General features: G+C 51.3%; 20 protein-coding genes and 1 pseudogene. 13 read left to right on the top strand and 8 right to left on the bottom strand.

Annotated features, from left to right (window positions below; all coding sequences use genetic code 11):
- The first annotated feature begins 214 nt into the window (after positions 1-214).
- The 3 genes from NYE33_RS31835 to NYE33_RS31825 all read left to right on the top strand — a co-directional run bounded on the left by NYE33_RS31835 (position 215) and on the right by NYE33_RS31825 (position 3,017).
- Positions 215-619, top strand: coding sequence for a DUF4073 domain-containing protein (locus tag NYE33_RS31835; protein WP_341069306.1), 405 nt, complete (start codon positions 215-217; stop codon positions 617-619).
- A gap of 268 nt (positions 620-887) precedes the next feature.
- Positions 888-2,090, top strand: a complete 1,203-nt coding sequence (locus NYE33_RS31830; RefSeq protein WP_341069303.1) for an S-layer homology domain-containing protein — start codon at positions 888-890, stop codon at positions 2,088-2,090.
- Positions 2,091-2,336: 246 nt separating this feature from the next.
- A complete protein-coding gene (locus NYE33_RS31825) occupies positions 2,337-3,017 on the top strand; it encodes a hypothetical protein (protein WP_341069301.1) in 681 nt (226 codons plus the stop codon).
- Positions 3,018-3,762: 745 nt separating this feature from the next.
- Here NYE33_RS31825 and NYE33_RS31820 read toward each other — a convergent pair.
- Positions 3,763-4,806: a HAMP domain-containing sensor histidine kinase gene (locus NYE33_RS31820; protein WP_042134756.1), complete on the bottom strand. Its 1,044-nt coding sequence runs from the start codon at positions 4,804-4,806 to the stop codon at positions 3,763-3,765.
- On the bottom strand, positions 4,803-5,477 hold the full coding sequence (locus NYE33_RS31815) for a response regulator transcription factor (protein ID WP_042134758.1): 675 nt from the start codon (positions 5,475-5,477) through the stop codon (positions 4,803-4,805). The genes NYE33_RS31820 and NYE33_RS31815 overlap by 4 nt, the downstream gene beginning before the upstream one ends.
- A 249-nt stretch (positions 5,478-5,726) precedes the next feature.
- Between NYE33_RS31815 and NYE33_RS31810 the strand changes: the two genes are divergently transcribed.
- Positions 5,727-8,105: an ABC transporter ATP-binding protein/permease gene (locus NYE33_RS31810; RefSeq protein ID WP_076242525.1), complete on the top strand. Its 2,379-nt coding sequence runs from the start codon at positions 5,727-5,729 to the stop codon at positions 8,103-8,105.
- A gap of 160 nt (positions 8,106-8,265) precedes the next feature.
- Positions 8,266-8,607 carry a hypothetical protein gene (locus NYE33_RS31805; RefSeq protein WP_042134761.1) on the top strand — a complete coding sequence of 114 codons (342 nt, stop codon included), beginning with the start codon at positions 8,266-8,268 and terminating at the stop codon, positions 8,605-8,607.
- Positions 8,608-8,646: 39 nt separating this feature from the next.
- Here NYE33_RS31805 and NYE33_RS31800 read toward each other — a convergent pair whose 3' ends face one another.
- Positions 8,647-8,937: a hypothetical protein gene (locus NYE33_RS31800; RefSeq protein WP_042134763.1), complete on the bottom strand. Its 291-nt coding sequence runs from the start codon at positions 8,935-8,937 to the stop codon at positions 8,647-8,649.
- Positions 8,938-9,103: 166 nt separating this feature from the next.
- On the bottom strand, positions 9,104-10,594 hold the full coding sequence (locus NYE33_RS31795) for a DHA2 family efflux MFS transporter permease subunit (RefSeq protein WP_042134765.1): 1,491 nt from the start codon (positions 10,592-10,594) through the stop codon (positions 9,104-9,106).
- A gap of 234 nt (positions 10,595-10,828) precedes the next feature.
- On the opposite strand from NYE33_RS31795, the gene NYE33_RS31790 reads away from it, so the two are divergent.
- The 5 genes and pseudogenes from NYE33_RS31790 (at position 10,829) to NYE33_RS31770 (ending at position 14,280) form a co-directional block, all read left to right on the top strand.
- Positions 10,829-11,410, top strand: coding sequence for a TetR/AcrR family transcriptional regulator (locus NYE33_RS31790; RefSeq protein ID WP_076242526.1), 582 nt, complete (start codon positions 10,829-10,831; stop codon positions 11,408-11,410).
- Positions 11,411-11,572: 162 nt separating this feature from the next.
- The gene (locus NYE33_RS31785; RefSeq protein ID WP_231575309.1) at positions 11,573-12,334 is read left to right on the top strand and encodes a metallophosphoesterase; all 762 of its coding nucleotides are present in this window, start codon (positions 11,573-11,575) and stop codon (positions 12,332-12,334) included.
- A gap of 27 nt (positions 12,335-12,361) precedes the next feature.
- Positions 12,362-12,573 (top strand): annotated as a pseudogene (locus NYE33_RS31780) (hypothetical protein); the annotation flags it as partial.
- Between the two features lie 522 nt (positions 12,574-13,095).
- Positions 13,096-13,551 (top strand): VOC family protein, encoded by a 456-nt coding sequence (locus NYE33_RS31775; protein WP_042140871.1) that lies wholly within the window; start codon positions 13,096-13,098, stop codon positions 13,549-13,551.
- A 30-nt stretch (positions 13,552-13,581) separates the two neighbouring features.
- Entirely contained in the window at positions 13,582-14,280 is a 699-nt protein-coding gene (locus tag NYE33_RS31770) for an SDR family oxidoreductase (protein WP_042134771.1), read from the top strand.
- 77 nt (positions 14,281-14,357) lie between these two features.
- On the opposite strand, the gene NYE33_RS31765 is transcribed toward NYE33_RS31770, so the two are convergent.
- Both NYE33_RS31765 and NYE33_RS31760 read right to left on the bottom strand, forming a co-directional pair.
- Complete coding sequence (locus NYE33_RS31765; RefSeq protein ID WP_042134773.1) at positions 14,358-14,777, bottom strand: response regulator; 420 nt, start codon at positions 14,775-14,777, stop codon at positions 14,358-14,360.
- Positions 14,778-14,791: 14 nt separating this feature from the next.
- Positions 14,792-16,009 carry a sugar efflux transporter gene (locus NYE33_RS31760; protein ID WP_341069294.1) on the bottom strand — a complete coding sequence of 406 codons (1,218 nt, stop codon included), beginning with the start codon at positions 16,007-16,009 and terminating at the stop codon, positions 14,792-14,794.
- Between the two features lie 85 nt (positions 16,010-16,094).
- Between NYE33_RS31760 and NYE33_RS31755 the strand changes: the two genes are divergently transcribed.
- The 3 genes from NYE33_RS31755 (at position 16,095) to NYE33_RS31745 (ending at position 21,015) form a co-directional block, all read left to right on the top strand.
- On the top strand, positions 16,095-17,057 hold the full coding sequence (locus NYE33_RS31755; protein ID WP_076242530.1) for a helix-turn-helix domain-containing protein: 963 nt from the start codon (positions 16,095-16,097) through the stop codon (positions 17,055-17,057).
- A gap of 180 nt (positions 17,058-17,237) precedes the next feature.
- The gene (locus tag NYE33_RS31750) at positions 17,238-20,060 is read left to right on the top strand and encodes a glycoside hydrolase family 3 protein (protein WP_341069291.1); all 2,823 of its coding nucleotides are present in this window, start codon (positions 17,238-17,240) and stop codon (positions 20,058-20,060) included.
- A gap of 514 nt (positions 20,061-20,574) precedes the next feature.
- The gene (locus NYE33_RS31745) at positions 20,575-21,015 is read left to right on the top strand and encodes a DUF5680 domain-containing protein (RefSeq protein ID WP_197074341.1); all 441 of its coding nucleotides are present in this window, start codon (positions 20,575-20,577) and stop codon (positions 21,013-21,015) included.
- 108 nt (positions 21,016-21,123) lie between these two features.
- Here the strand turns inward: NYE33_RS31745 and NYE33_RS31740 are convergent, their stop codons facing one another.
- Positions 21,124-21,540 (bottom strand): hypothetical protein, encoded by a 417-nt coding sequence (locus NYE33_RS31740; protein ID WP_341069288.1) that lies wholly within the window; start codon positions 21,538-21,540, stop codon positions 21,124-21,126.
- A 148-nt stretch (positions 21,541-21,688) separates the two neighbouring features.
- Positions 21,689-22,990, bottom strand: a complete 1,302-nt coding sequence (locus NYE33_RS31735; RefSeq protein ID WP_052421727.1) for a helix-turn-helix domain-containing protein — start codon at positions 22,988-22,990, stop codon at positions 21,689-21,691.
- Positions 22,991-23,037 lie beyond the last annotated feature (47 nt).

Raw genomic sequence — 23,037 nt, 5'->3', positions numbered from 1 at the left:
AGGTCTGCCAGAGACTTCTGGTTGGCCTATTTTATTGTACTTTTGACACTGGTAAGATGCCTCTTTCTTAGCAAAGTGATTAAGACTAAAGAGTGAATCTGCGGTTAATCCAAAATTTTATATTAAATTTACAATTTTAAAGGAATAATTATCCAGAATAAGATATAATATGATCTGTGTTATATTTCTCATTTAATAAGATGTGGAGGTTGAAATGATGAGGAGAACTGTCGATAAATGCATCCGTCTCTCTTTAATCGGAATCCTTATTGCGGGTGCAGCCAGTCTGGGTGTAAGTACTACGAAGGCCTATGCAGCGGATTATGCAGTTGATAACTTCACCCTGGCAGCAGGGAATAGCTCTGCCTTGTCCGTGACTCTGTTCGCTCAGCCGCCATGGCCGCCCAATGTAACTGCGGATGATGTTGCGAACACCATTACAGGTGCGAACGAGAAGATGGAGTATTCCAGCGATGGGGGCTTGAATTGGACTGCCTATGATCCAGTCAACCCGCCGGTCTTCTACGGTGCGGTAACGGTGCTGGTGCGGATAGCGGGAGACAGCGTGAATTACATTCCGGCAGGGTTCATCACAACGCTGACCTTTACGCCGGATTAATATTAGCTCCCCATCTAGTTCAACGCGAGACCCTCAAGTTCGACGCTCATTGGAACAGATTTCTGCGATACCGGAGCAGCCATAAGGTGATAATGCTCTACCCAAAGAGATTGGCAGGCTTTATCTGCTGATCTCTTTTTTTGCGGAGTAAGCAAGGATTTAGCCTTAGAAATTACTGCCTCAAGCACCATATCCCTAATCCCCAGCGGTTGCTATAATGTGGAAGCAGAGGATAAATTAAAATATATTCACGAAAGGATAGATCAGATTGAGAACAATCAAACTGGTGGTTGCCGGACTGATTGCGGGTACGATTGCGGGTGCCGTCACACCGGATTATCCGGTTAGAGCGGATTCAGTGAGCTATGAGGAAACAGCGGATGACAATGACACGGGAGTCACCTCTCCTATTTTCCCGGATATTCAAGGTCATTGGTCGGAGCGGTGGGTACGCTGGGCGCTGGGGAATCAGTATATAACCGGTTATTCAGACCTGACTTTCCGGCCGGACCAGCCGATTACGGAAGCTGAATTTCTGAAGGTGTACTATCTCTCCTTCGGCTATCCGAAGGCAACGATCTTTGGGGAAGAGTGGACCGCTGGACCTTATCGAATGGCGAAAAATTGGAAGCATCCCATCCCGGGTCTTCAGGACCCCCAGGCACAAGCTGCGCCTATAACCAGACAGACAGCAGCGCAGTTTATAGCTTCTGCTCTGGGCAAAAACTATAGTGAAAGGGATTCCATTATTTTTCTGCTTGGAAATCAGCTGCTTCCGCTTCCGGAAGAGCCTACTGTGGAGGGATTCAAGGGGAACACAACGTTAACCCGGGCAGAGGCGTTGGAGTGGATCAGGATGTTGAAGCTGAAAGGAAATATATTGAAACCCCGGCCGCAGGAGCTGTCAGACCCAGAGTTGCTGCCCCCATTACCGGACAAGGGTACGGGATTAAAGGATTTCACAGCGGTACCTGTTACTGAGGCGGATTTCGGGATAGGTGATCCGGACGGGAAGCTCATTATGGAATGGAGCAGCCCGAGGTCTCTGGTTGAACAATATTTTGGAGCCTCCACCGGACAAGATGTGTTTAATAATGAGATGTATAAGGATGTATACGTCCATTATGATTCGTCAGGCAAGATGGATTCATGGTCGGTAAAAGCAGACGAAGACGCTGGGGGACCGGCTTTGACCGCTACCTTGCAGCATATCCGGCCCGGAGTAAGTACGCTGGAGGATGTGCTGAAGGCGTATGGTACATATGCCGAAGTAAGCAACACATATGGAGTTATTCTAAGCTACACATTTGAGAATATGGACGGGGTGTTGATCCCGCGCCTGCTTCCAGGCGATAAGGTCAATTCCGATAGAGGATATGTCATGGCGTTTAGCTTCGATGAGGAGACGTTAAAAGTAACACATATGAAATTATCTACGCTCCAGCGGGCCATATACCCTGACGATAACTGATCAGCGATTCCGGCTGTTACCGGAGGCCGACGAGTTCATTGACGCCGGGAAGCAGCAAGAACTATAATCTATAAAACGGATGAAGCACATCCCGTACCCATGGATTTTTGGGTGCGGGATTTTTTGTGTGCATTACTGCGCCAGAAACTATAGGTTCTGGAGTCTACGCCGAGCAACCGGGCAATCAAAGAAGACAAGGCTCCTCTTTGCGGGGGGCGGGGGATTTTGCAGAGGAGGAATAGAGGAATGGGGTTCGCTGAAGAGTATCACCAATGGCTGGAGTATCACAAGAAACGGAGAACCGGGGAACGTCTGGACCGGCTGGAACGGGGACACCGGCATGGTGAGCAAATGTTTGTGGAGCGGGTGTGGTGGCCGATTTTTGGTAATATGGACGATCTTCACCCGGAGTATGAGGTAGCGGATTGGCGGGGAAGACCTTATTTTGTTGACTATGTATGGAAGCCGGGTCAGGTTAAGGTAGCTATTGAGGTGAAAGGATACGGGCCGCATGTTCAGAACACAGACCGGACCAGATACCGCCAGGAACTTAATAGGGAAACATATCTGCAAATTGCCGGGTACCGTGTGGTCGCGATCCCTTATGATGATTTGGAATCATCGCCGGAGCTGACAATTTCTCTGCTGAAATCCTTACTTACTCCATGTTTGTTGAAAAATACGGATGAGGGAAGCCGACAATTTACGAGGATAGAGTTGGATATTCTGCGGATCGCCAGCCGTAAGAACGGGTTCCTCCGGCCAGTGGAGGTGGTGAACGAACTTGCGATTGATCAACGTACAGTAAAGAAATATATGAATTCTCTATGTGGAAAAGGTAAGTTTAAACCTGTGTTGGTGCAGGGGGGTAACAGAGTGTGCCGGTATGAGCTTATTCCATCTTTTATGGACCTAGAGTTATGGTAGAGTACTAACGCTAGAGGGATAAATCCCACTAATGCCGCTCCAAGTGGGCGAAATGCTGAAATTAGAGGGATAAATCCCGCTAATGCCGCTCCAAACGGGCGGAATGCTGAAATTAGAGGGATAATCCCACTAATGCCGCTCCAAACGGGCGGAATGCTGGAATTAGAGGGATAAATCCCACTAATGCTGCCCCAAACGGGCGGAATGCTGGAATTAGAGGGATAAATCCCACTAATGCCGCTCCAAACGGGCGGAATGCTGGAATTAGAGGGATAAATCCCACTAATGCCGCTCCAAGCGGGCGGAATGCTGGAATTAGAGGGATAAATCCCACTAATGCTGCCCCAAACGGGCGGAATGCTGGAATTAGAGGGATAAATCCCACTAATGCTGCTCCAAGCGGGCGGAATGCTGAAATTAGAGGGATAAATCCCACTAAATGCCGCTCCAAACGGGCGGAATGCTGGAATTAGAGGGATAAATCCCACTAATGCTGCCCCAAACGGGCGGAATGCTGGAATTAGAGGGATAAATCCCACTAATGCCGTCCCGACTGGGCGAAATGCTGGAATTAGAGGGATAAATCCCACTAATGTCGCTCCAAGTGGGCGGTATAGCGTAAAAGAGGGGCAGAAGTGCCCCAGATTCCGCCGAGAGCGGCGGTCAGGTGACACTGAGGAGCAACTGCTCCGCCGCTACCCTCCTCTTCCCCCGCTCTCCCCTCCTCTTCGTCTGCCGCTCCCGCTCACTCTCCCGCAACCGGCAGCTTGATCGTAAACGCCGAGCCTTGCCCCGGCTCGCTGCGCACCTCAATGGTTCCCTTGCTTAAGCTGATGATGCGCGCGGTCAGCGGCAGCCCGAGGCCGTTGCCTCCGGCCGCGCGGGCGGGGTCGCCCTGGTAGAATTTCTCGAAGATATGCTTACGCACCTTCGGAGTCATGCCGATCCCGGTGTCGGAGATCATTACGGAGATCCAGGAGCTGTCCGCTTGAATGGAGACCGAAATTTCACCGCCTTCCGGCGTGAATTTGATCGCATTGCCAAGCACATTGAGCCATACCTGCATCATCAGCTCTTCATTTCCATAATAGCGCTGCTCCTCCAGGTCGAGATTAAGATTAAGCTGCTTGGCAGACCAGAGGGACTCCAGCAGCAACAGCGCCTGGCGGAGCTGCTCATCCAGAGGGTATTCAGCCAGCTCGGTAAGCATTTCCTGGTTTTCGAGCTTGGATATTTTGAGGATATTGCCGGACAGATTGGACAGCTGACGTGAGCTCTCGATGATCATCCCGGTGTATTCGTCATGCTCCTCTTTGCTCAGGTTCTCTTCCTGCAGAAGCATGGCGTAGCCTTCGATAGCTGCAATAGGGGTCTTGAACTCATGAGACACATTGACAACGAAATCATTCCGCAGGGTCTCGATGCTGCGCAGCTCCTGGACCATGAGGTTAAAGTGATGTGCCACCTCACTGATCTCATTGACGCGGTGCGACTCATTCAAATAGATATCGAAGTTGCCGCCTGCGATCTCCTTGGCCGCTTTGCTGAAGTCCGTAATCGGGGACAATATTTTGCGGCCTACCATAATGCTGATGGTGGTCCCGATGACCAGACTGAATAACACCATAGTCAGAATAGGCGGAAAGGGGTTCCCGTGCTCCCAGGTGTTATTTTCTACCCGGAAATACAGGAAGGCCAGCACAGCCATAATGAAGACAAACGACAGAATGATGATAAATACCATGGATACAAAATACCACCACAGGCCGCTGTTTTTGCCGCTCCTCATCCCCGTTTCACCGCCTTATAGCCAAGCCCCCTGACGGTGACGATTTCAAAATCAGCGCTATCCCTGAATCGCTCACGCAGGCGGTTAATATGAACCACCACCGTATGCTCATCGGATTCGGAATCCATCCCCCATATTTCATCCATCAGCTGCTGCTTGGTGAAGATTTTATTGGGATAAGAGATCATTTTGTAGAGGAGATAGAATTCCTTCTGCGGAAGCAGGATACTCTCAGGCCCCTGAATTACAGTTAACGTATCATAATCCAGCACGGTTTCTCCCCATTCGATTTTGCGCTCGCTGATGATTTTGGCCCGGCGCAGCAGCGCCCCGACACGCAGGATCATCTCATTCACATTGATCGGCTTGACCATATAATCATCGATCCCGACGAGGAAGCCCTGCTGCTTATCGGCAAAATTCTCCCGTGCGGTCACCATAAGAATGGGAAGCTGCTGGTTGTTGTCCCTAAGCGTCCGCGTCAGCTCGAAGCCATCCATCCGGGGCATCATAATATCGCAGATAATCAGATCAATATATTCCTTATCCAGCACGTCCAGCGCATCCTCGCCATTCACGGCCGGCAAGGCCTGGTATCCATTTCTGGTGAGCACGGTACAGAAAAGCTGGCGTAACTTGGCATCATCCTCAACCACAAGAATATTAAACATAAGGTCTCCTCCTGGAACGGTTCCATGTTATTCAACGTATAGCTTGTTTATATGGTTATGGGTTCCCCGCAAAGTACCGGAGTAACCCTCGAAGCCAAAGTACTTGTTTTAGTATACCTCATCAAGATCAAGCCAGTCTCAACTGGGAGTTTAGGTTTAGTTTATATTGGGCGGCTATACTGGGGTACAGTAAGACTAGAAGATTTCAGAGAGACTAATGATTACAGGGATGGAAAGGGAGATCGGACAATGCTGCAATTAAAAAACATCACCAAGAGCTACAAGACCGGCGAATTTACACAGGTTGCACTGGATAAAGTGAATCTCAATTTCAGGGAAAGTGAATTCGTTGCGATTCTGGGCCAAAGCGGCTCGGGCAAGACCACGCTGCTGAATATCGTCGGCGGGCTGGATCAGTATGACAGCGGAGAGCTGATCATCAACGGCCAATCGACAGAGCGCTTCAAAGACAGCGAGTGGGATGCGTACCGTAATAATAGTGTCGGCTTTATTTTTCAAAGCTATAATCTGATCTCACATCTGAGCATTACAGACAACGTGGAGATGGGGATGACGCTCAGCGGGATAGCTTCAGCCGAGAAGCACCGCAAGGCGCTTGAAGTACTGGAGAAGGTTGGATTGAAGGATCATGTGCACAAAAAGCCGAATCAGCTGTCAGGCGGACAGATGCAGCGTGTAGCGATTGCCCGTGCGCTGGCGAACAATCCGGACATTATCCTGGCGGATGAGCCTACAGGCGCCTTGGATTCAGAGACCAGTGAGCAGATCATGGAGCTGATCAAGACCATTGCGGAGGATAAGCTGGTGATCATGGTTACCCATAATCCGGAGCTGGCAGAGAGCTATGCAGACCGCGTCATCCGCTTCTCGGACGGTCATGCGATCTCGGACAGCAATCCGCTGGCCACGCAGAAGACCTCAAGTGCTTATAAGCTGAAACAAACGAGCATGAGCTTTTTCACAGCACTGAAATTATCCGGTAAAAATATCGCCACCAAGAAATGGCGTACGGGGTTGACCGCTTTTGCCTCAAGTATCGGAATTATTGGCATCGCGCTGATCCTGTCCTTGTCCAACGGCTTCGATAAACAGATCAGCTCGTATGAAACCGGGGCCTTGTCCAACTTCCCGATCTCTATTAACCAGACGGCGATTAATTTGCAGAACGCAGGCCCTCCGGGTCAAGAGTCAACGGAACTTACCTCATATCCGGCAGATAAAAAGCTCTATCCGTATGACCCGACCGTAAACTCAGCCATGCATACGAATGTATTGACCAAGGAGTATATCGAGTATCTGGATGGAATCGATCCTAAGCTGATTGACGGCGTCTCTTATACCCGTACCGTGAATATGAACTGGCTGGTTATGGATGGGGACAAGGCAACCACGCTGGATAAAAGCAATATCACTGTAGCCCCATATCCAAGCAAACAGGGCAGTGCCTCGGGAAGCTATCTGGAGCAGTACTACGATCTGCTGGAAGGATCATTCCCTACAGAGAAGACCGATCTTGTGCTCATCGTGGATGAATACAACCGTCTGACCGATGCAGCAGTGGATGCTCTGGGTCTGGATTATAAAGCTAAGAGCATCAATCTGAGCGATCTTGTCGGAACTCAATTGAAGCTGGTAATGAACAATGATTATTATAAGAAAAATGGCGAGCAGTTTGTTGTCAATGGAACAGCTGCTGATCTGACCGCTCTCTACAACAGTCCAGATGCCGTGACGCTGAACATTGTTGGTGTTCTGCGCGGGCAGGAAGGTTCCAGCATTTCTACGCTGTCTCCCGGCATTGTCTATTCCGATGAGCTGGCCGCAACGTTCATTGCCGATGCACAGAAATCTGAGATTGTGCTTGCACAGGAAGCCGCAGATATCAATGTGTTGACAGGGCAGGCCTTGTCAGAAGGGGTAGCCGGCATGGGTTCGAGTGGCGCAATGGGCGGTTCCCCCCTCATGAACGCTGGTATGGCAGCAGCAGGCAGTATGGCTTCCTTGACTAAAGACGATGCACTTGCCGCTCTGGGGGCAACTGAAATTCCAAGCGCAGTCTCGCTGTACCCGATTGATTTCAGTGCCAAAGAATCCGTTACAGCCTATCTGGACAAATGGAATGAAGGGAAGGCAACGGAGGATCAGGTGCAGTATACCGATCTGGCGGCTATTGTCACCAACATTTCCGGCGGGATTATGGACGGAATCACGATGGTGCTGATTGCCTTTGCAGCGATTTCCCTCGTGGTCTCACTGATTATGATTGCGATTATCACTTACATTTCCGTTATGGAGCGGACGAAGGAGATCGGCGTACTGCGTGCGCTGGGTGCCCGCAAGAAGGACATTACACGGGTCTTCAATGCCGAGACCTTCATTATCGGGGCTTGCTCGGGGATTCTGGGGATCGGCATTACCTACCTGCTGACCATTCCGGTTAACGCGATTCTGTATAACCTGACCGAGCTGAAGAATGTGGCTCAGCTTAACCCGCTGCATGCGCTCATTCTAGGCGTGATCAGCGTCCTGCTGACCATGCTCGGCGGTGCGATTCCGGCCAAGATGGCAGCAAAGAAGGACCCGGTTGCTGCACTGCGCAGTGAATAACCAGCCTTAGTCCTGAGCCATCTGAATGAAATGATGAAGAACCAAGGGAATCCGTTCCTTTGGTTCTTTGTGCGTTAATTGCATTAATCACAGACAAGCAAGAATTGTATGGGATAAAATAACATAAATGAGAGTTATTCAAGTGCACAGGAGGGATCGAATGAAAACGAGAAATATCATCCAAATCATTGCGTGTTTTGTTGGACTGGCGGCTGTGATTACAATGCAGGATATGTTCAAGAATCAGAATCTGAGGATAGTGTTGTCTTTAGCCATCGCTGTTGCCGCTGCCTACCTCATTTCAAGAAGCGCCATTCCGAAGCAGGTATCCGCCAGAACCATGACCGTGGTATTAGCGTCATTTTTTGTATTTACTTGTCTGTATCATATCCTACTCTCCGCAGCATTAGGGCAGAGTATATTCGCTAATTACTTTTGGGGTTTCTTATGCGTGATCTATTTGCTAGCCTGGCTGCGTGTCCGGCAAGACCAGAAGGGGTAACTGCCGGGCTCTGGTTAAACCGATCAGCCAGGAAACGGGCTATTCCGCAGGCGGCAGCTGGGCGCGCGTGGACTTCTTTTTGTTAATCTCCTTGGACAGCTCTAAATGCTGCTGGGAGATTTTTTTGAGTTCTGCCTGTAATTTGGTGATCCGGCTCATTTTGCTGCTAAGTGCGCTGGGGGAAGTGCTTAATTTGCAGTCTTTTTCGATCTGGGTAATTTTGAGCCGGGTCTTGTGGGTCTTCTTCTGTAGCTCTGCTATACCCGATTCCATCTCTGTAATTTCCTGATTTAAGCGGTTAAGCATAGATTTCGTGAAGCTAATAGCCATCCGGGCACCTCTTACTCTTCTTCTATATTGTATAGCCAAGATATTATTGTACTACAAGCGTTTGGTTTATGCGAGGAGGCAGGCAGTACCTACTGTGACGTCAACAAAAAAGGGGCTATCCCAAGCAGCCATTTCATGGCTTTTGGGATAGCCCCTTTTGCATAACCTAGACTTCCTTGGCAACAACCGTCTTCAGCTTCATTTCGGGTTCTTTCTCCGAGGCCTGGCCTACCTTCTTGATGAAGAAGGAGAGCAGCAGGCCGATGATGCCGATACCCACGATGACCAGATACGCATCATTGATCCCCTGGATGGTAGCTGCTGTAATCATGTGTTCTTTGGTGTCTTGCACGCCACTGACCATCATATCCTTCATGTGGGTAGTGGTACGGCTGGTCATTACGGTAACCAGCAGGGAAGTACCCACAGCGCCAGCCACTTGTCTTACAGTATTCGAGATGGCTGTACCATGCGAATTAAGCTTGGATGGCAGCTGGTTCAGGCCCAGGGTCTGAATCGGCATGAGCAGCAGCGCCATTCCGATCCGGCGTCCGGTGGACATGAGCATCAGATAGGCATAGCTTGTCGAGTCTGTCAGATTCACGAAGCTCAGGGTAGCGAGGATCGTGATCAGCAGGCCGATAATGGCCAGCCACTTCGCTCCGAAGCGGTCAAACAGCTTGCCGGTAACCGGCATGAGCAAGCCCATGATGACTGCGCCGGGAAGCAGCAGCAGGCCGGATTCCATCGCCGTGAAGCCGCGTGCGTTCTGCAGGTAGAGCGGCAGCAGCATCATGTCTGCATACATCACTATCGTAACCATGACACTGATAACAGTGGTCAGGGAGAACATATTATATTTGAAGGCCCGCAGATCCAGCAGCGGGCTATCCGAAGCCAGCTGTCTCCATACGAACAAGCCGAGGGAAATCACACCTGCAGCAAGCGACAACAGCACCTCTGCGCTCGACCAGCCTGCGCTGGCCGCCCGGCTGAAGCCGTACAGCAAGGTTCCGAATCCGATGGTGGACAAGGCCACGCTGGTTAAGTCGACCTTTGGATAAGAACGCTCTGCTACATTTCTCAGATAAATAAATCCGCATACGATAACGATGACTGTGAGTGGAAGCATGCCGTAGAACATAGTCTCCCAAGAGTAGTGTTCCATAATATATCCGGCCAGAGTTGGGCCGATCGCCGGGGCGAAGATAATGGCGAGCCCGACCATACCCATGGCGGCGCCTCTTTTCTCACGCGGGAACAGGGTTAAGATGACATTGGTCAGCAGCGGCATAATAATACCGGCACCGGCTGCCTGAATCATACGTCCGGTAAGCAGAATCGGGAAGCTTGTCGCCATAGCGGAAACGACCGTTCCTGCGAAGAAGATAAACATAGATGCCTGGAACAGCTCACGTGTAGTGAAACGCTGCATCAGATAAGCTGTGATTGGAATCAGTACACCGTTAACCAGCATATACCCGGTGGTCAGCCACTGGGCCGTTGCAGCCGTGATGTTGAAGTCATGCATTAACTCCGGTGTGGCAACGCTCATTATCGTCTGATTCAGTGTGGCCAGAAAGGCACCGAGAATCATTACGAAAAGAATAGGTCCCTTTTTGATGGAACTGTCTTTAATGTCTGTCTTGTTACTCACTATTCTCCATCCTTTCAAATCGCCGAATCATGGACTAAATTTACAGTGTGTTGTATAGTTTACAATGTATAAAGTAGATTATAGATGAAATTTTCATGTAATCAAGCAACGATTTCTGAAAAACTGTATATTAGTTTACGATTATGACATTAACGTAGTTTATATAGGTGATAAACGACATTTTATTGAAAAGTGTAGTCTGCGATTTGAACGTTGAAGAATGGAGTGGTTAAAATGACGAAAGCTCCCCCGCACACGGACCCTCGTGTCCTGCGTACACGCCAATTGCTGAGAGATGCTGTAATTGATCTGATGGAAGAAATGAGCATTGAGAAAATTACGGTCAACCGTATCGCGGAACGGGCCAAAATTAACCGGGTGACCTTCTATCTGCATTACCGGGATATCCCCGATATGATGGAGAAGATGGCGGATGATATGGCCGAGGACGTGCTTCAAGTGGTAAGCGGTTATATGGAGAATCCGGAAGCGGCAGAAGGAGAACAATGGCCGATGCTGGAGCGCCTGCTGACGCATATTGCGGAAAACGCCAAATTCTATAAAATTGTGCTAACGTCGCGGAAGAGTACGATATTCACCGATCGTCTGTTCAGGCTGATGGCGGATATCATTTCCACCCGGGTGGAGAGAAGATTGGCTACCCGCAACGCTTCTGAAGTAACGGTTCAGAAGGACATTGCCGTATGGTACGGCTCTGCAGCCCTCATTGGTACGATTATCGCCTGGCTCCGGGAGGATATGCCCTATTCGCCGCAGTATCTGGCCAAACAGATCACTTCGCTGCGTTCGAGCTAAGGAAGGTCCATCGGTCCAAGAACCGCCAATTCATTCCGCATATATATAGTAGATATCACTGTGCATCGCGAATCTATTGATATGAGGTGGTTCCAAGTGAAGAGGCAGACAGGTCCAAAACGGAAAAGGGTGCTTCCTGCAAAGCGCCAGGCTGTGCCCGGAGTGAAACGCAGAATAAAGGCTCAGACCGTCGAATTTGCGGTGTTTGGCGACAGCCATGTAGGATACGGAAACAGCTTGAGTATTTTTAAAAGTCTTTTGCCCAAAGCAGTGAGTAGCGGCAATAAGCGCTTTTTCATCTTTGGCGGAGATAATGCACAGGCAGGAGCGGATCACGGGAACAATGCGAACGCGTATTACAAAGACTTCAAAGATTCAGTAACAAGCACACTTGGAAGCATCCCGTATAAGGCCTCTATAGGAAATTGGGAGGCAAGCACCCGGTCCCTATTTACGCAATACTTGGGGGCGGTTACCGGACAGATGAATTTCCCGGGCACACAGGGGAAGGTGAAATATGTATGGCTTGATTGTGCTCTGGGACAATTCACTCCGGCAAGTATCACTCTGCTGCGCAATCTGGATGACCGCTATTTCTATATTATTGATTTCCACTGGCCGCTAAGAGTGCAGGGAATTACGGTTGAATCCAGTCATGTGCTCAGCGCTGCGGAGACATCCAGGTTCTTCTCGGCGATTCCGGTAAAAGCCAGAGACAGGGTCCTGGCTATCTTCACACATCATGGACATAAATTCTACCGGAAGCTTAGCAATATTAATCCGGGATACCCACGGACGAAATTCTTCGTCTGCGGCTGCTCCGGGGATTATAAATGCAAGCCGGATGGAAACATGGGTTATTATAATGCCAAATTAACCAGCAGCGGCTCGGGATATAAAGTCGACGCTTATATTGCACACTGAGTCTGTTCCGGCTCCAGGTTATATTTAGAATCGAAGAGCTACCGGGCGATGATCAGCGAGATGAAGGTATGTGAAGGTATATGAAGGTATATATAGAAGAGAATTTCGATAATCCCGATCTTTCGCTTAAGCATCTAAGCGACCGGTTCCAGATCTCGGGCAAATATGCCAGCCATTTGTTCAAAGAGGAATTCGATATGAAATTCGTCGATTTCCTGACCCAGCTGCGGAACTACCGCAAGTACCGGATGAAGCCGGGAGCGGAAGATTAAGACAACAGAAGAGAGGCCCGGTGCATCGCATTTAAGGCTATAACCAGCCAGCCAAGTGCCAATCCATAGGTAATGGGAGAAGTCGTGTGCCTTATATAATTTGCTGATAATGAGGCCCTCTCAAGTTGACGACTGGAGAATTGTTGTATATTTTGCAACTCTAGTCCGCAGATGTCGGAGTATTTGAGCAGATTGTTGTACGAAATACAAGAATTGTTTCATTAATCAGCTTGGATAGCGAGAATTGCTGCATTTCGTACAACAATTCCCGCTTACGGCCGTATTGACGGGCAGAATGTTGTATTCTATGCAGGAATTCAGATTGGCTCATTACTTTTGTCGGCAGTCACGGGGTCTCCGGCACATCCGGAGGGTTAAGTCGGTGATTCTTGTCTGTAGTCATTTACCGTGAAACTTCTCTGTGCCAGGCTTGACAGCCCTTTCATGGTTTGGGTATGGTAGTCTGGTCAGAATAGAAGGAGGTATAGCCTGATGTCAGGATTGCTTGGGAATCACTTCATTACGCAGATTGGAATTCTGGTGAATGATATCGAGAAGGTAAGCGCGGCATATGCGGACTTCTTTGGTATCGAGAAACCGGAGATCGGCATTACAGATACGGCAGATATTGCTCAGACTAACTATAATGGCGGGGCGACGGAGGCTCGGGCGAAGCTCGCTTTTTTCGATATGGGCTCCCTGCAGCTGGAACTGATTGAACCGGATCATCAGCCGAGCACTTGGCGCGACTATCTGAATGAGCACGGGGAAGGGCTTCACCACATTGCTTTTGCAGTGGAGGGAATGAAGGAGAAGATTATGCTGCTCGAAGGCAAGGGCTTCCCGCTTCAACAGAAGGGGGAGTACACCGGAGGACGTTATGCTTATATGGATACGTTCAAAGAGTTGAAGGTGATCCTGGAGCTGCTGGAGAACGATAAATAAGTAAGAGTGTCATAGAGGAGGGATGATCTTATGAATATACTGATTACAGGAGCCGGACGCGGACTGGGGATTGATCTTGTTGCAATAGCGCTGGAACGCGGACATTCAGTCATTGCCGGTGTGCGTGATCTGAGCCGGGGACAAGAGGCATTGTCCGGGCTTGCCGCAGATTATGGAGACAAGCTGACGGTGGCTGCGCTCGATGTTACGGACGAAGAGGGGATCGCGGCGCTTGCTGCCAGCCTCAAGGAAGAGGGGCGGACGCTGGGCTCCATTGTTAATAATGCTGCCGTGCTGAATGCCTCGGATACTCCGCTTGAAGAGCTGGATATTGCCGAGATGCAGCTTGCGCTCGATATTAACCTGTATGGACCGATGCGGGTGGTCAAGCACTTCCTGCCGCTGCTTACAGAGCCGGATGCGTCGATCATCAACATCTCGTCCGAGGCGGGCAGCATTACGAATGCTTACCCGGGCAACTACCCGTACACCATCTCCAAGACAGCACTTAATATGTTCTCGCAGAAGCTGCATGTTACCCTGAAAGAGCGTGGTGTACATGTACTAAGCGTGCACCCCGGCTGGATGCCCACCGATATGGGCGGAGCGAAAGCGCCAACGAGCCCGCGTATCAGTGCCGAAGGCATTATCAGCCTGATTGAGCAGCGCACCGCGCCGGAGGGGCACTTCATGTTCGTGGATTACACGGGTAAGGATATGGAGATTTAGACTTATATATATATTGAAAAAGAGATCAGCGGATCGTTCACCGCCGGTCTCTTTTTGTGTCCTGCCGTAATTTTAGGTCATATCATCTGGTCTGAGCGCTGGAGCTCCGCTTGTTCGAGATAGGGATGATCATAACCGCCGCTCATGCCTGCTGATCCAAACAGTACTTCTTCCAGCGCACCAAGTTCAATAGGCTTCAGCAGAGAATCGATGCCCCCCTGGCAGAAGGCCTTCAGGACAAATTCATGGCTGCTGGTGACGATGATTCTGCCGTTTGTCTGCTGATCATACCACTGGTCGAGCGGCATATCTTCGCTAAGCAGCAGCAGCCTGGCATCTGTAATAATGAGTTCAGGCCTATGCTTCTGAATAAGCCGCAGGGCTGAAGGCTCGCAGCCGGATTCCAGAATATCCGCCGCTTCGGGGAAGAGCAGCTCCAGCATGTGCTTCAGGCGATCACGTACATGAGGGTTATCGTCAATGAGTAGTATTTGCATAGGAATTCCTCCTGTCAGGATGCCATCTGATGGGTAATCTTCTCTTCCGGGGAACGCTGCGGCCATAGCAGCAGTCCCAGTGAACATACAATAAGGATCAGGCACAGCCAGTAAGAATGCCGGTAGCCGACCCACTGTGCGGCTGCTCCGCCTGCCAGGCTTCCGGTCAGTCTGCCAATCGTTGTAGCATTGGTATACAGCGTTGATGCGTAGCCCGGGAGGTCCGGCAGCAGGTCCTGGATATAGCTGATTCCAATCGCTGAGATTACGGCTACGAAGAAAGCCAGCAGCACCTGTCCGGCAATGAGCTGCCACAGCTCTCCGGCTCCAAGCACCAGCAGGTAATAGACTGCACCGAGCGCGATTCCCCAGCCCATCAGCAGCTTGTTAGAATATTTGGCGGATAACAAGCCAAGCACGAACATGAACGGAATTTCCAGCAGTGCGCATATACTTGCAACCGAAGCCACATTCTGCGTATTGCCTCCAAGCGTATTGATGATGAAGAGTGAAATGTTCAGGTTGTTGGCCCAGTGTCCGGCATAGAGCAGGGTCAGGACGAGAAAAGGCACCAGCACCCGGGTATTCCGGTGCAGCCGTACCGGCTTATGTACACTTTTGCTGGCCTGTCTGACGGCTGCGGCTGCGGATAAACGTACGAAACTAAATACAAGCAGCGCATTGAGTAAGAAAATTATGGTGGTAGACAGAAACACACCCTGATAACCGAAATGGCCCAGCAGAACGGCTCCTGCCAGCGGACCGCTGATGAATCCGAGTGAGAACATAGAGCGTAAGGTAGAATTAGCAAAGGCATGGTCAGCGGACGCGCTGGCGTTCACAGCTTCCCTGCTACTAGCGAATAATTGCGGCATCGCCGGGGCACCGGCTGCGGTGAACACAGTCATATAGATCAGCAGCGGGTAGAAGTCATGAATAAATATATATCCGGCAAAAGCGATGGCATTAAACGTCATGCAGATGACCATAAGCTTGCGGCGGCTCAGGCCGGTATCCGAGCGTTTGGCAATTAACATACTTATAACGACACCGCTGATGAGCGTCACGGCAGTGAAGATTCCGAAGGTTCCGGCGGATACGCCAAGCTCTTCCGTGAAGTAGACAGCCAGGAATGGGGCACTGATTGAGATGGCCATTCCCTGAAGCAGCATGCAGAGCATGAATATCGGATAGGTTGGAATCAGAAGCAGAGCATAGGTTCTTTTCAACATGGAGGCAGTGGAGTTCCTTTCGGCATAAGCTTGCGGACTTATCTTTGATTTGGTTATAGTATAGTTAATTATTTGGGAATATTGAATGTTTTATCTGATCATAAAAATATACTATTTGGCTGGGATGGTGACGATTGTGGACGTGAGACTGCATGCCTGCGCGTATTCTTTTCATACGCTGCCCTTCAAAACCTCATTCACTCCCCCGCCGTTCTTCCTCTTCCGGCTGCAGGTGGTAGGCAGCTGCAAGGCGCTGGTCAACGGGAGAATGACAACCATTCAACCCGGCGATTTGCTCATCTATCAGCCCGGAGAGCCTTATCATCTGGTGGTGGAGGAAATGGACGGCAGGATTGAGAGCGGCGATTATTACCTGCTCTGTGAAGGCTCGTGGATTCAGCAGTGGTGGGAATCGCGGCCCCGTCTGCTGCATCAGCGGATCCATCTGGATGCCGGCATGCTGTCCCTGTGGCAGCAGCTCAGCATGGAGCAGCACCGGATCGTCCAGGACAGCCCCGAGCTGATCCGCCATCTGCTCTGCGCGCTCTGCCTGTCGCTTGACCGCTTGTCGGTGGAAGCCGCCAATGTTGAGGATGCGCCGAAGCGGTCCAATGAAATGGTGATGAGAATGCGCCGCTACATTAACGAGCATGCGCTCAGTCCGCTGCGGGTAGAGGATGTTGCGGATCATGCCGGGCTCAGCGTGTCGCGTGCGGTGCATCTTTTCAAAGAGCTGTCGGGGTATACCATCATTCAATACACGCAGGAAATCCGGCTGTCGAACGCCCTGGAGCGTATCCGTTATACCGACTTCAGTCTGGAGAATATTGCGAATGCCTGCGGCTTCGCGACCTATTCCTATTTCCACAAAGTATTCAAGGCCAGGTACGGCATCTCCCCCAAAGAGATCCGCAAGCGGCCGCTGGAGAACAAGCCGGAAGGGGATTATGTAATTACGAGCGGGGACCTTAAATTTACCGGATTGTCGGCCGATGCGCTGAAGTTTCATTATCCGCACGGAGATCCCCCGCAGCCCGGCAACTCCTGATTTCAGCTGGTGATTCTCTAATTATGAACTGATTTTTATGTCAATTGTTCAGGTGTTGCTGTAAGCGCTAATCTTTTATGATGGGGAAGGATAGAACAACCGGGCTGTGCGGAGGATTGTGAACGCCTGGCTTTGGATGAGATGAAACCGTTATCATAAAGATTGAAGGAGCGATTATTAATGGAAACAGCTACATATCCGTTTATACAAATTGAAGTACAGCTGAATGAACGTGTTCAGGATCTGCTCTCCCGGCTGACGCTGGAGGAGAAGGTAAGTCTGATGCCGCAATATCAGGCGGCGATTGACCGTCTTGGTGTAGGCGGTTACAAGCATGGTACGGAAGGGGCGCACGGGATTTCGTGGCTGGGCAAAGCAACCTCATTCCCGCAGCCAAGCGGACTGGCCTGTACCTGGAACCCGGAGCTGCTGCAGCGGATCGGTTCAGCGATCGGCGATGAGGCCCGGGCGTTCTACCGGAAGAATCCAACCGTTAACGGCCTGACCTTATGGGCACCAACCGTGGATATGGAGCGGGACCCGCGCTGGGGCAGAACAGAGGAAGCCTACGGGGAAGATCCTGAGCTGACGGGACAGCTGAGCACCGCGCTTGTCAAAGGCATCCAGGGCGATCATCCGGTGTATTTGAAAGCGGTAGCAACCCTTAAGCATTTCCTCGGCAACAACAATGAAATTGACCGCGGTGTGGCTTCATCCAGCATTGATCCGCGGAATATGCGTGAATATTATCTGGAAGCCTTCAAGCCGGCCTTCAAGGAAGGCGGAGCACAATCCATGATGACCGCCTACAACTCCGTGAATGGCGTGCCGGTTATCCTGCACCCGGCCGTGATGGAGATTGTGAAGGGTGAATGGGAAATGGACGGGTTCATTGTAAGCGATGCCGGGGACCTGTTCGGGATTGTGAAGGACCATAAGTATTACGATTCATTCGCCCAGTCGATGGCTGAGTCGATCAAGAACGGGATTGACAGTGTAACTGAAGAGACGGAGGAGACCATTAAAGTCATCCATGAGGCGCTCCATGAAGGCCTGCTGACCGAGGCAGATCTGGACCGTGCGCTGGCGAACACATTCCGCATCCGCTTCCGGCTGGGTGAGTTCGATCCGGAGGAAGGTAATCCTTATGCGGCAATTGATGATTCCGTCATTCTCAGTAAATCGCATAGCGACTTGTCTCTTGAAGCGGCCAAAGAATCCATTGTCCTGCTGAAGAATGACAACGCAGCCCTCCCGCTGAGTGCATCCGCGCTGTCCAAGGTAGCCGTAATCGGCCCGCTGGGGGACGAAGCCTTCAGAGACTGGTATTCCGGCACACTGCCGTATGCGGTGACACCTCTGCAGGGAGTGACCAAGAAGCTGGCAGGCAAGCAGGTCTCCTTCGAGAGCGGCAGTGACCGGATTCTCTTAACCTCAGCGGCCAGCGGCCGGACGGTGGGCATTACCGGCGAAGATGGACGATTGGCTGTGCTGCATGACAAGCCGGAGCGCGGAGAATTGTTCCGCCATACGGCTTGGGGCTGGACCGCTAATACCCTGGAGGCTACAAGCCGGGGGCAGTATGTCACCTTGACGGATGCCGGCACACTGACAGCTTCCGCTGATGAGATCTACGGCTGGTATGTGAAGGAGTCGCTGAATCTGGTGCCGGAAGCGGAAGGTACGGTATCGCTGCGGACCTGGAACAATAAGCCGCTATTTATTAGTGATGAGGACGGAACCATTCGCGCTGCTGAAGAAGAAACATCTGCCGCAGCTGAGCTATTCCATAAGAACGTTGTAGTGAACGGCGTAGAAGCTGCGGTAGAAGCGGCCAAAGCCGCCGAGGTTGCGGTCGTATTCGTCGGCAACCATCCGCTGCTGAACGGGAAGGAAGAGATTGACCGGCCGGATATCGTGTTGCCCGTAGAGCAGGAGAACCTGGTTAAAGCGGTCTATGCCGCCAATCCGAATACGGTGGTTGTCATTGTCGGCAGCTATCCGATCTCCTCCACCTGGATCGATGAGCATATTCCGGCGGTGCTGTACACCTCCCATAGCGGGCAAGAGCTCGGCAATGCGGTGGCAGATGTCCTGTTCGGCGATTACAGCCCATCCGGCAGACTGAATATGACCTGGTACCGCTCTGTGGATCAGCTTCCGGAATTCATGGACTACGACATCATCAAAGGCAAAAGAACCTACTTGTATTTCGACGGGGAGCCGCTGTATCCGTTCGGCCATGGTCTGGGCTATGCGCAGGTGGCTTACAACAAGCTGTCGCTGGAAGCAGAAGAAGTGCAGGAGGATGGCACGATCAGCTTGACGGTAGAGCTGGAGAACAGCGGCAGCGTAGACGGCGCTGAAGTGGTTCAGGTGTATGTGCAGTCCTTGTCGACCCGTATCAGACGCCCGCTCAAGCAGCTGAAGGGTTTTGACAAAATCTATCTGGCCGCAGGACAATCGCAGACCGTAGCCTTTACTCTGCCGGTGTCTGATCTCTCCTTCTGGGATGTAAGCCGTGAGCAATACTGTGTGGAAGATGGAGAATATAACATTCTCGTGGGCCGTTCCTCCGGCGATATCAAGCTGTCGGCCAAGATTAGAGTACACGGTGACACCGTACCGGCGCGTAACCTGTACACAGCCGTCAAAGCCGAGAACTACGATGACTATGAAGCGGTATTCCTGGATGAATGCAAGGCAGGCGGAGCTTCGGTACATCCGGTGAAGGATGGGGCCTGGATTGCCTTCAATAATGTACAGTTTGCCAAAGGCGCAGCTGGCGTCGAAGTGCTCGTATCTTCCGTGAAGGGCGGCAGCATTGAAGTCAGAACCGGCAGTCCGTCAGGCAAGCTGGCAGCAACGCTGGAGATCCCGGCAGGCGAAGCCCAGAAATGGCATAGCCAGTCCGCGATTGCGGGTGTAGATGCCGGAACCGACGATGTGTATCTGGTATTTACTGGTGAGGTATTGCTCAGCCGCTTTCAGTTTACTTTGTAAAAGATAGGGCGTAGCAGATTATTACAGCTTAAGCTAACTATTATATGTGATGTCCAAAAAGCTTCTGAATTGCCTTCGTGCAGTTCGGGGGCTTTTTAATTGGATTGGATAGTAATTCCTTCCTTAGCGTACCCCTGTTCATGGGATAACTGTAATTTGTACAAAAAGTAGGCTATTTTTGTGCAGGCGGAGGTTTAATTGCACTCTGTACACTTATTTAACTCTCCTATGCCATAAAAGGACACTTTTCCGTTTTTTAGCTGTACAGAATGCAGTTATTCCTGCTCATGCGGTTATTCGCCGGTTTTTAGCTGTACGAAATACAACTATCCGCTATGCACTCCGCAGTGCCAGCTCAAGTACACCTTGCTTCCCAGTGGCCTGTCACTCATGCCCGGTACATTTTTAAGTCCCCCCAATTTAGATACATATATTAGGAGATAAGTCACTGACTGTACAGAACGTATGTTCTATTATGGAGTGGTTGGATTAACTTTCCGGGAGGATGATAGTTATGATGGACAAGATCAAGTTTCTGATGGAGGCCAAGCAAGCAACCTATGCAGGTAAGGGTCCGGAGTTAACCCCGTCCCGTCCGGCGTCTCATGATCTGGAATTTGTGCGCGGGAACTTGAAATACATAGACACCTACCTCGGTTCGGAGAAGTTTGCCGGAGAGGAAGCCTTGTGGGAGGATGACCAGCCGCTGTGGGCGATGAATTACGCCGGGCGTGTGACCGCGGAAGGCTTCAGCGGAGACTTCCTGAAAGCCGCATTGTTCCTGGTGCCGGAGGATAAACCCTTCCGCGGTCCGGAGCATTATACGGATGGCCATCTCATCTATAAATGCTCAGTAGACGGGGACTTCTCCTGGTTCAACGGGTCAGAGGTGATTTGGGCCGGAGATATAATGGTCTATGAATGTATGTTTCATGGCGGTGTAATTAAGGAGTAGCACGCGGAACGTCCTTTCCTGCCAAACGCCCGCCCGAACCATCATGCTCATACACAAAAAGCCTCCCAAGCAGCCCATTCATGGCCTAGAGGAGACTCTATTGTTCAGTCAATCGCCGCCACCGCCGCCGCCGGAATCGCCACCACCGCCGGAATCGCCACCACCACCGCCGGAATCGCCACCACCACCACCGAAATCGCCGCCGCCATGTCCTCCATGACCGCCGCTGTCCCAGCCGCCGTGGCCGCCGTGATGGCTGCCGCTATCCCAGCTGCTGCCGCCATGGCTGTGGTTGTGATGCCCGTGGTGATGGCTGGCTCCGCTGTGCCCGTCATTGTGACGGTGATCATCGCTGCGGCTGTCCCCGGCAGAGTTGTTCAGATCTGGCCCCGGAAAGAAATAATTATCAGCGGAATTATTTCTGTTCCCGTAATGCCTGTTCTTGCGTTGAAGACGATTACTGTGATTAATCCCCAGCACAGCGACATATACAACTACTCCAACAAATACAATGCTACCGATCATGCTGAATCGCTCCTTTGTAAGAAAGTATAAAAGCGTCCTTAACCGGATCATACCATAATTTTGCAAATCTATGCTGTGATTGTACGGAAAGGCAGAGCGCAGGCGCGGAATAACTCGGAATAATCAGAAGCTTATTTCAGCTGTCTGCTTAGGTGAAGCGGGAGAACCGCTCTGAATCCTGCTTGTATTGTCCGGGAGTGAGGCCCGTGTATTTCTTGAACACTTTGGTGAAATAACTCTGGTCGTTGAAATGCAGACGGGAGGCGATGTCCGACAGCGTAATGCCGGGCAGCTCCATCAGCCGTTTGGCTTCTTCGATCCGCTCCTGCCGGATATAATCGCTGATGGCGGTTCCGGTCTCTTTTTTGAACAGCTGGGACAGATAACTGGCGTTCAGTCCGGTGAATTCGGCCAGCCTGCTGAGCGGAATCTCTTCATATAAATGATTGTATATATAATTCTGGCACAGCGCGGAGATGCGGGAGAGCTTCGAACTGCGGCTGCCCAGCACCTGGTCGGCGAAGTCACAGAGAGCGGCAAGCTGGGCGCGGTCCACGGCCGGAATATCGTGAAGCTCTTCAATATGCTGGATGTGAAAGTCGCTGAGGGTATAGGCAATCTCCCAGAACAGCCCGCCTTCGATCGCTGCGCGTGTCGCAAGTGTAATGGAGGAGACGGCCAGATTTTTTTTGCTGCGCAGCTGGCTTTTCTTCGACAACCGTCCGTAGCTCTCTTCCGAAAAAGAAGCCTGGGTCCGCAGCAGCCCTGCTTTGTCCCCGTTCCGGATATAGCGGAACATCTCCCGCTCCAGCATCGGATCATGGTGCAGCCAGGTGTTCTCGCGGCGGTAGGACAGGTCCAGATCCGGGCTGTCATCCGGCTGCGGGCCAGACTGATCCGCCTTGCCCGCAGCCAGCAGCAGCTCCGTAATGGACAATGCCTCACCGGTAGCGAGGGTGTAGAGCAGCAGCGCTGCGTGATACCAGCGCATCCGGCTGAGCACGGGCAAGCTGCGGTAATACTGCAGCCAGCCATCCTGCTGCCCCGGCGGAATGTTGTAATCGCGCATCAGACTGGCCGCGTTATCTCCGGTGACCGGTGCGCTTAGTACCGGACCGATGACGATGGCCCCACCGGTGCGATCTGCTTCAGGCAGCTGGAGAATGATGAAATTCTCCAGGAAGCCGGTGGTATGCAGATACGGCGGAGCAGTCATGCGGGCAGCCTTCCCGGCAGCCGTTGCCGCATGACTGCTCCTGCGTGCCATATCCATGACCTCGAGAAGCAGGCCGTGATCTCCCTGGACGGCCTGGCGGCATTCGAATGCTGGAGGCAGGGTCAGCTGGGGAGTGTCTGCGGCATCCAGCCACATGACCGGAACCCGGTAAGCCTCATATATCAGCTTGCAGATATATTCTATTCCTTCGCGTTCTTCCATGTCCTCGGGCATAACTAACACTTCCTTTTCTCATATAATCAAATTACCAAAAATCCAAT

Origin of the sequence: Paenibacillus sp. FSL R10-2199 (genome assembly GCF_038000235.1) — a bacterium.
GTDB classification, from domain to species: Bacteria; Bacillota; Bacilli; order Paenibacillales; family Paenibacillaceae; genus Paenibacillus_AQ; species Paenibacillus_AQ phytohabitans.
This window is presented reverse-complemented; position numbering and strand designations above follow the sequence as displayed.

What these genes read in the sequence shown, in the direction of transcription:
- NYE33_RS31835 (WP_341069306.1), top strand. Translation starts at nt 215, where the DNA reads ATGATGAGGAGAACTGTCGATAAATGCATCCGTCTCTCTTTAATCGGA.
- NYE33_RS31825 (WP_341069301.1), top strand. Translation starts at nt 2,337, where the DNA reads ATGGGGTTCGCTGAAGAGTATCACCAATGGCTGGAGTATCACAAGAAA.
- NYE33_RS31820 (WP_042134756.1), bottom strand. Translation starts at nt 4,806, where the DNA reads ATGAGGAGCGGCAAAAACAGCGGCCTGTGGTGGTATTTTGTATCCATG.
- NYE33_RS31815 (WP_042134758.1), bottom strand. Translation starts at nt 5,477, where the DNA reads ATGTTTAATATTCTTGTGGTTGAGGATGATGCCAAGTTACGCCAGCTT.
- NYE33_RS31810 (WP_076242525.1), top strand. Translation starts at nt 5,727, where the DNA reads ATGCTGCAATTAAAAAACATCACCAAGAGCTACAAGACCGGCGAATTT.
- NYE33_RS31805 (WP_042134761.1), top strand. Translation starts at nt 8,266, where the DNA reads ATGAAAACGAGAAATATCATCCAAATCATTGCGTGTTTTGTTGGACTG.
- NYE33_RS31800 (WP_042134763.1), bottom strand. Translation starts at nt 8,937, where the DNA reads ATGGCTATTAGCTTCACGAAATCTATGCTTAACCGCTTAAATCAGGAA.
- NYE33_RS31790 (WP_076242526.1), top strand. Translation starts at nt 10,829, where the DNA reads ATGACGAAAGCTCCCCCGCACACGGACCCTCGTGTCCTGCGTACACGC.
- NYE33_RS31770 (WP_042134771.1), top strand. Translation starts at nt 13,582, where the DNA reads ATGAATATACTGATTACAGGAGCCGGACGCGGACTGGGGATTGATCTT.
- NYE33_RS31765 (WP_042134773.1), bottom strand. Translation starts at nt 14,777, where the DNA reads ATGCAAATACTACTCATTGACGATAACCCTCATGTACGTGATCGCCTG.
- NYE33_RS31760 (WP_341069294.1), bottom strand. Translation starts at nt 16,009, where the DNA reads ATGTTGAAAAGAACCTATGCTCTGCTTCTGATTCCAACCTATCCGATA.
- NYE33_RS31755 (WP_076242530.1), top strand. Translation starts at nt 16,095, where the DNA reads ATGTTTTATCTGATCATAAAAATATACTATTTGGCTGGGATGGTGACG.
- NYE33_RS31750 (WP_341069291.1), top strand. Translation starts at nt 17,238, where the DNA reads ATGGAAACAGCTACATATCCGTTTATACAAATTGAAGTACAGCTGAAT.
- NYE33_RS31745 (WP_197074341.1), top strand. Translation starts at nt 20,575, where the DNA reads ATGATGGACAAGATCAAGTTTCTGATGGAGGCCAAGCAAGCAACCTAT.
- NYE33_RS31740 (WP_341069288.1), bottom strand. Translation starts at nt 21,540, where the DNA reads ATGATCGGTAGCATTGTATTTGTTGGAGTAGTTGTATATGTCGCTGTG.
- NYE33_RS31735 (WP_052421727.1), bottom strand. Translation starts at nt 22,990, where the DNA reads ATGCCCGAGGACATGGAAGAACGCGAAGGAATAGAATATATCTGCAAG.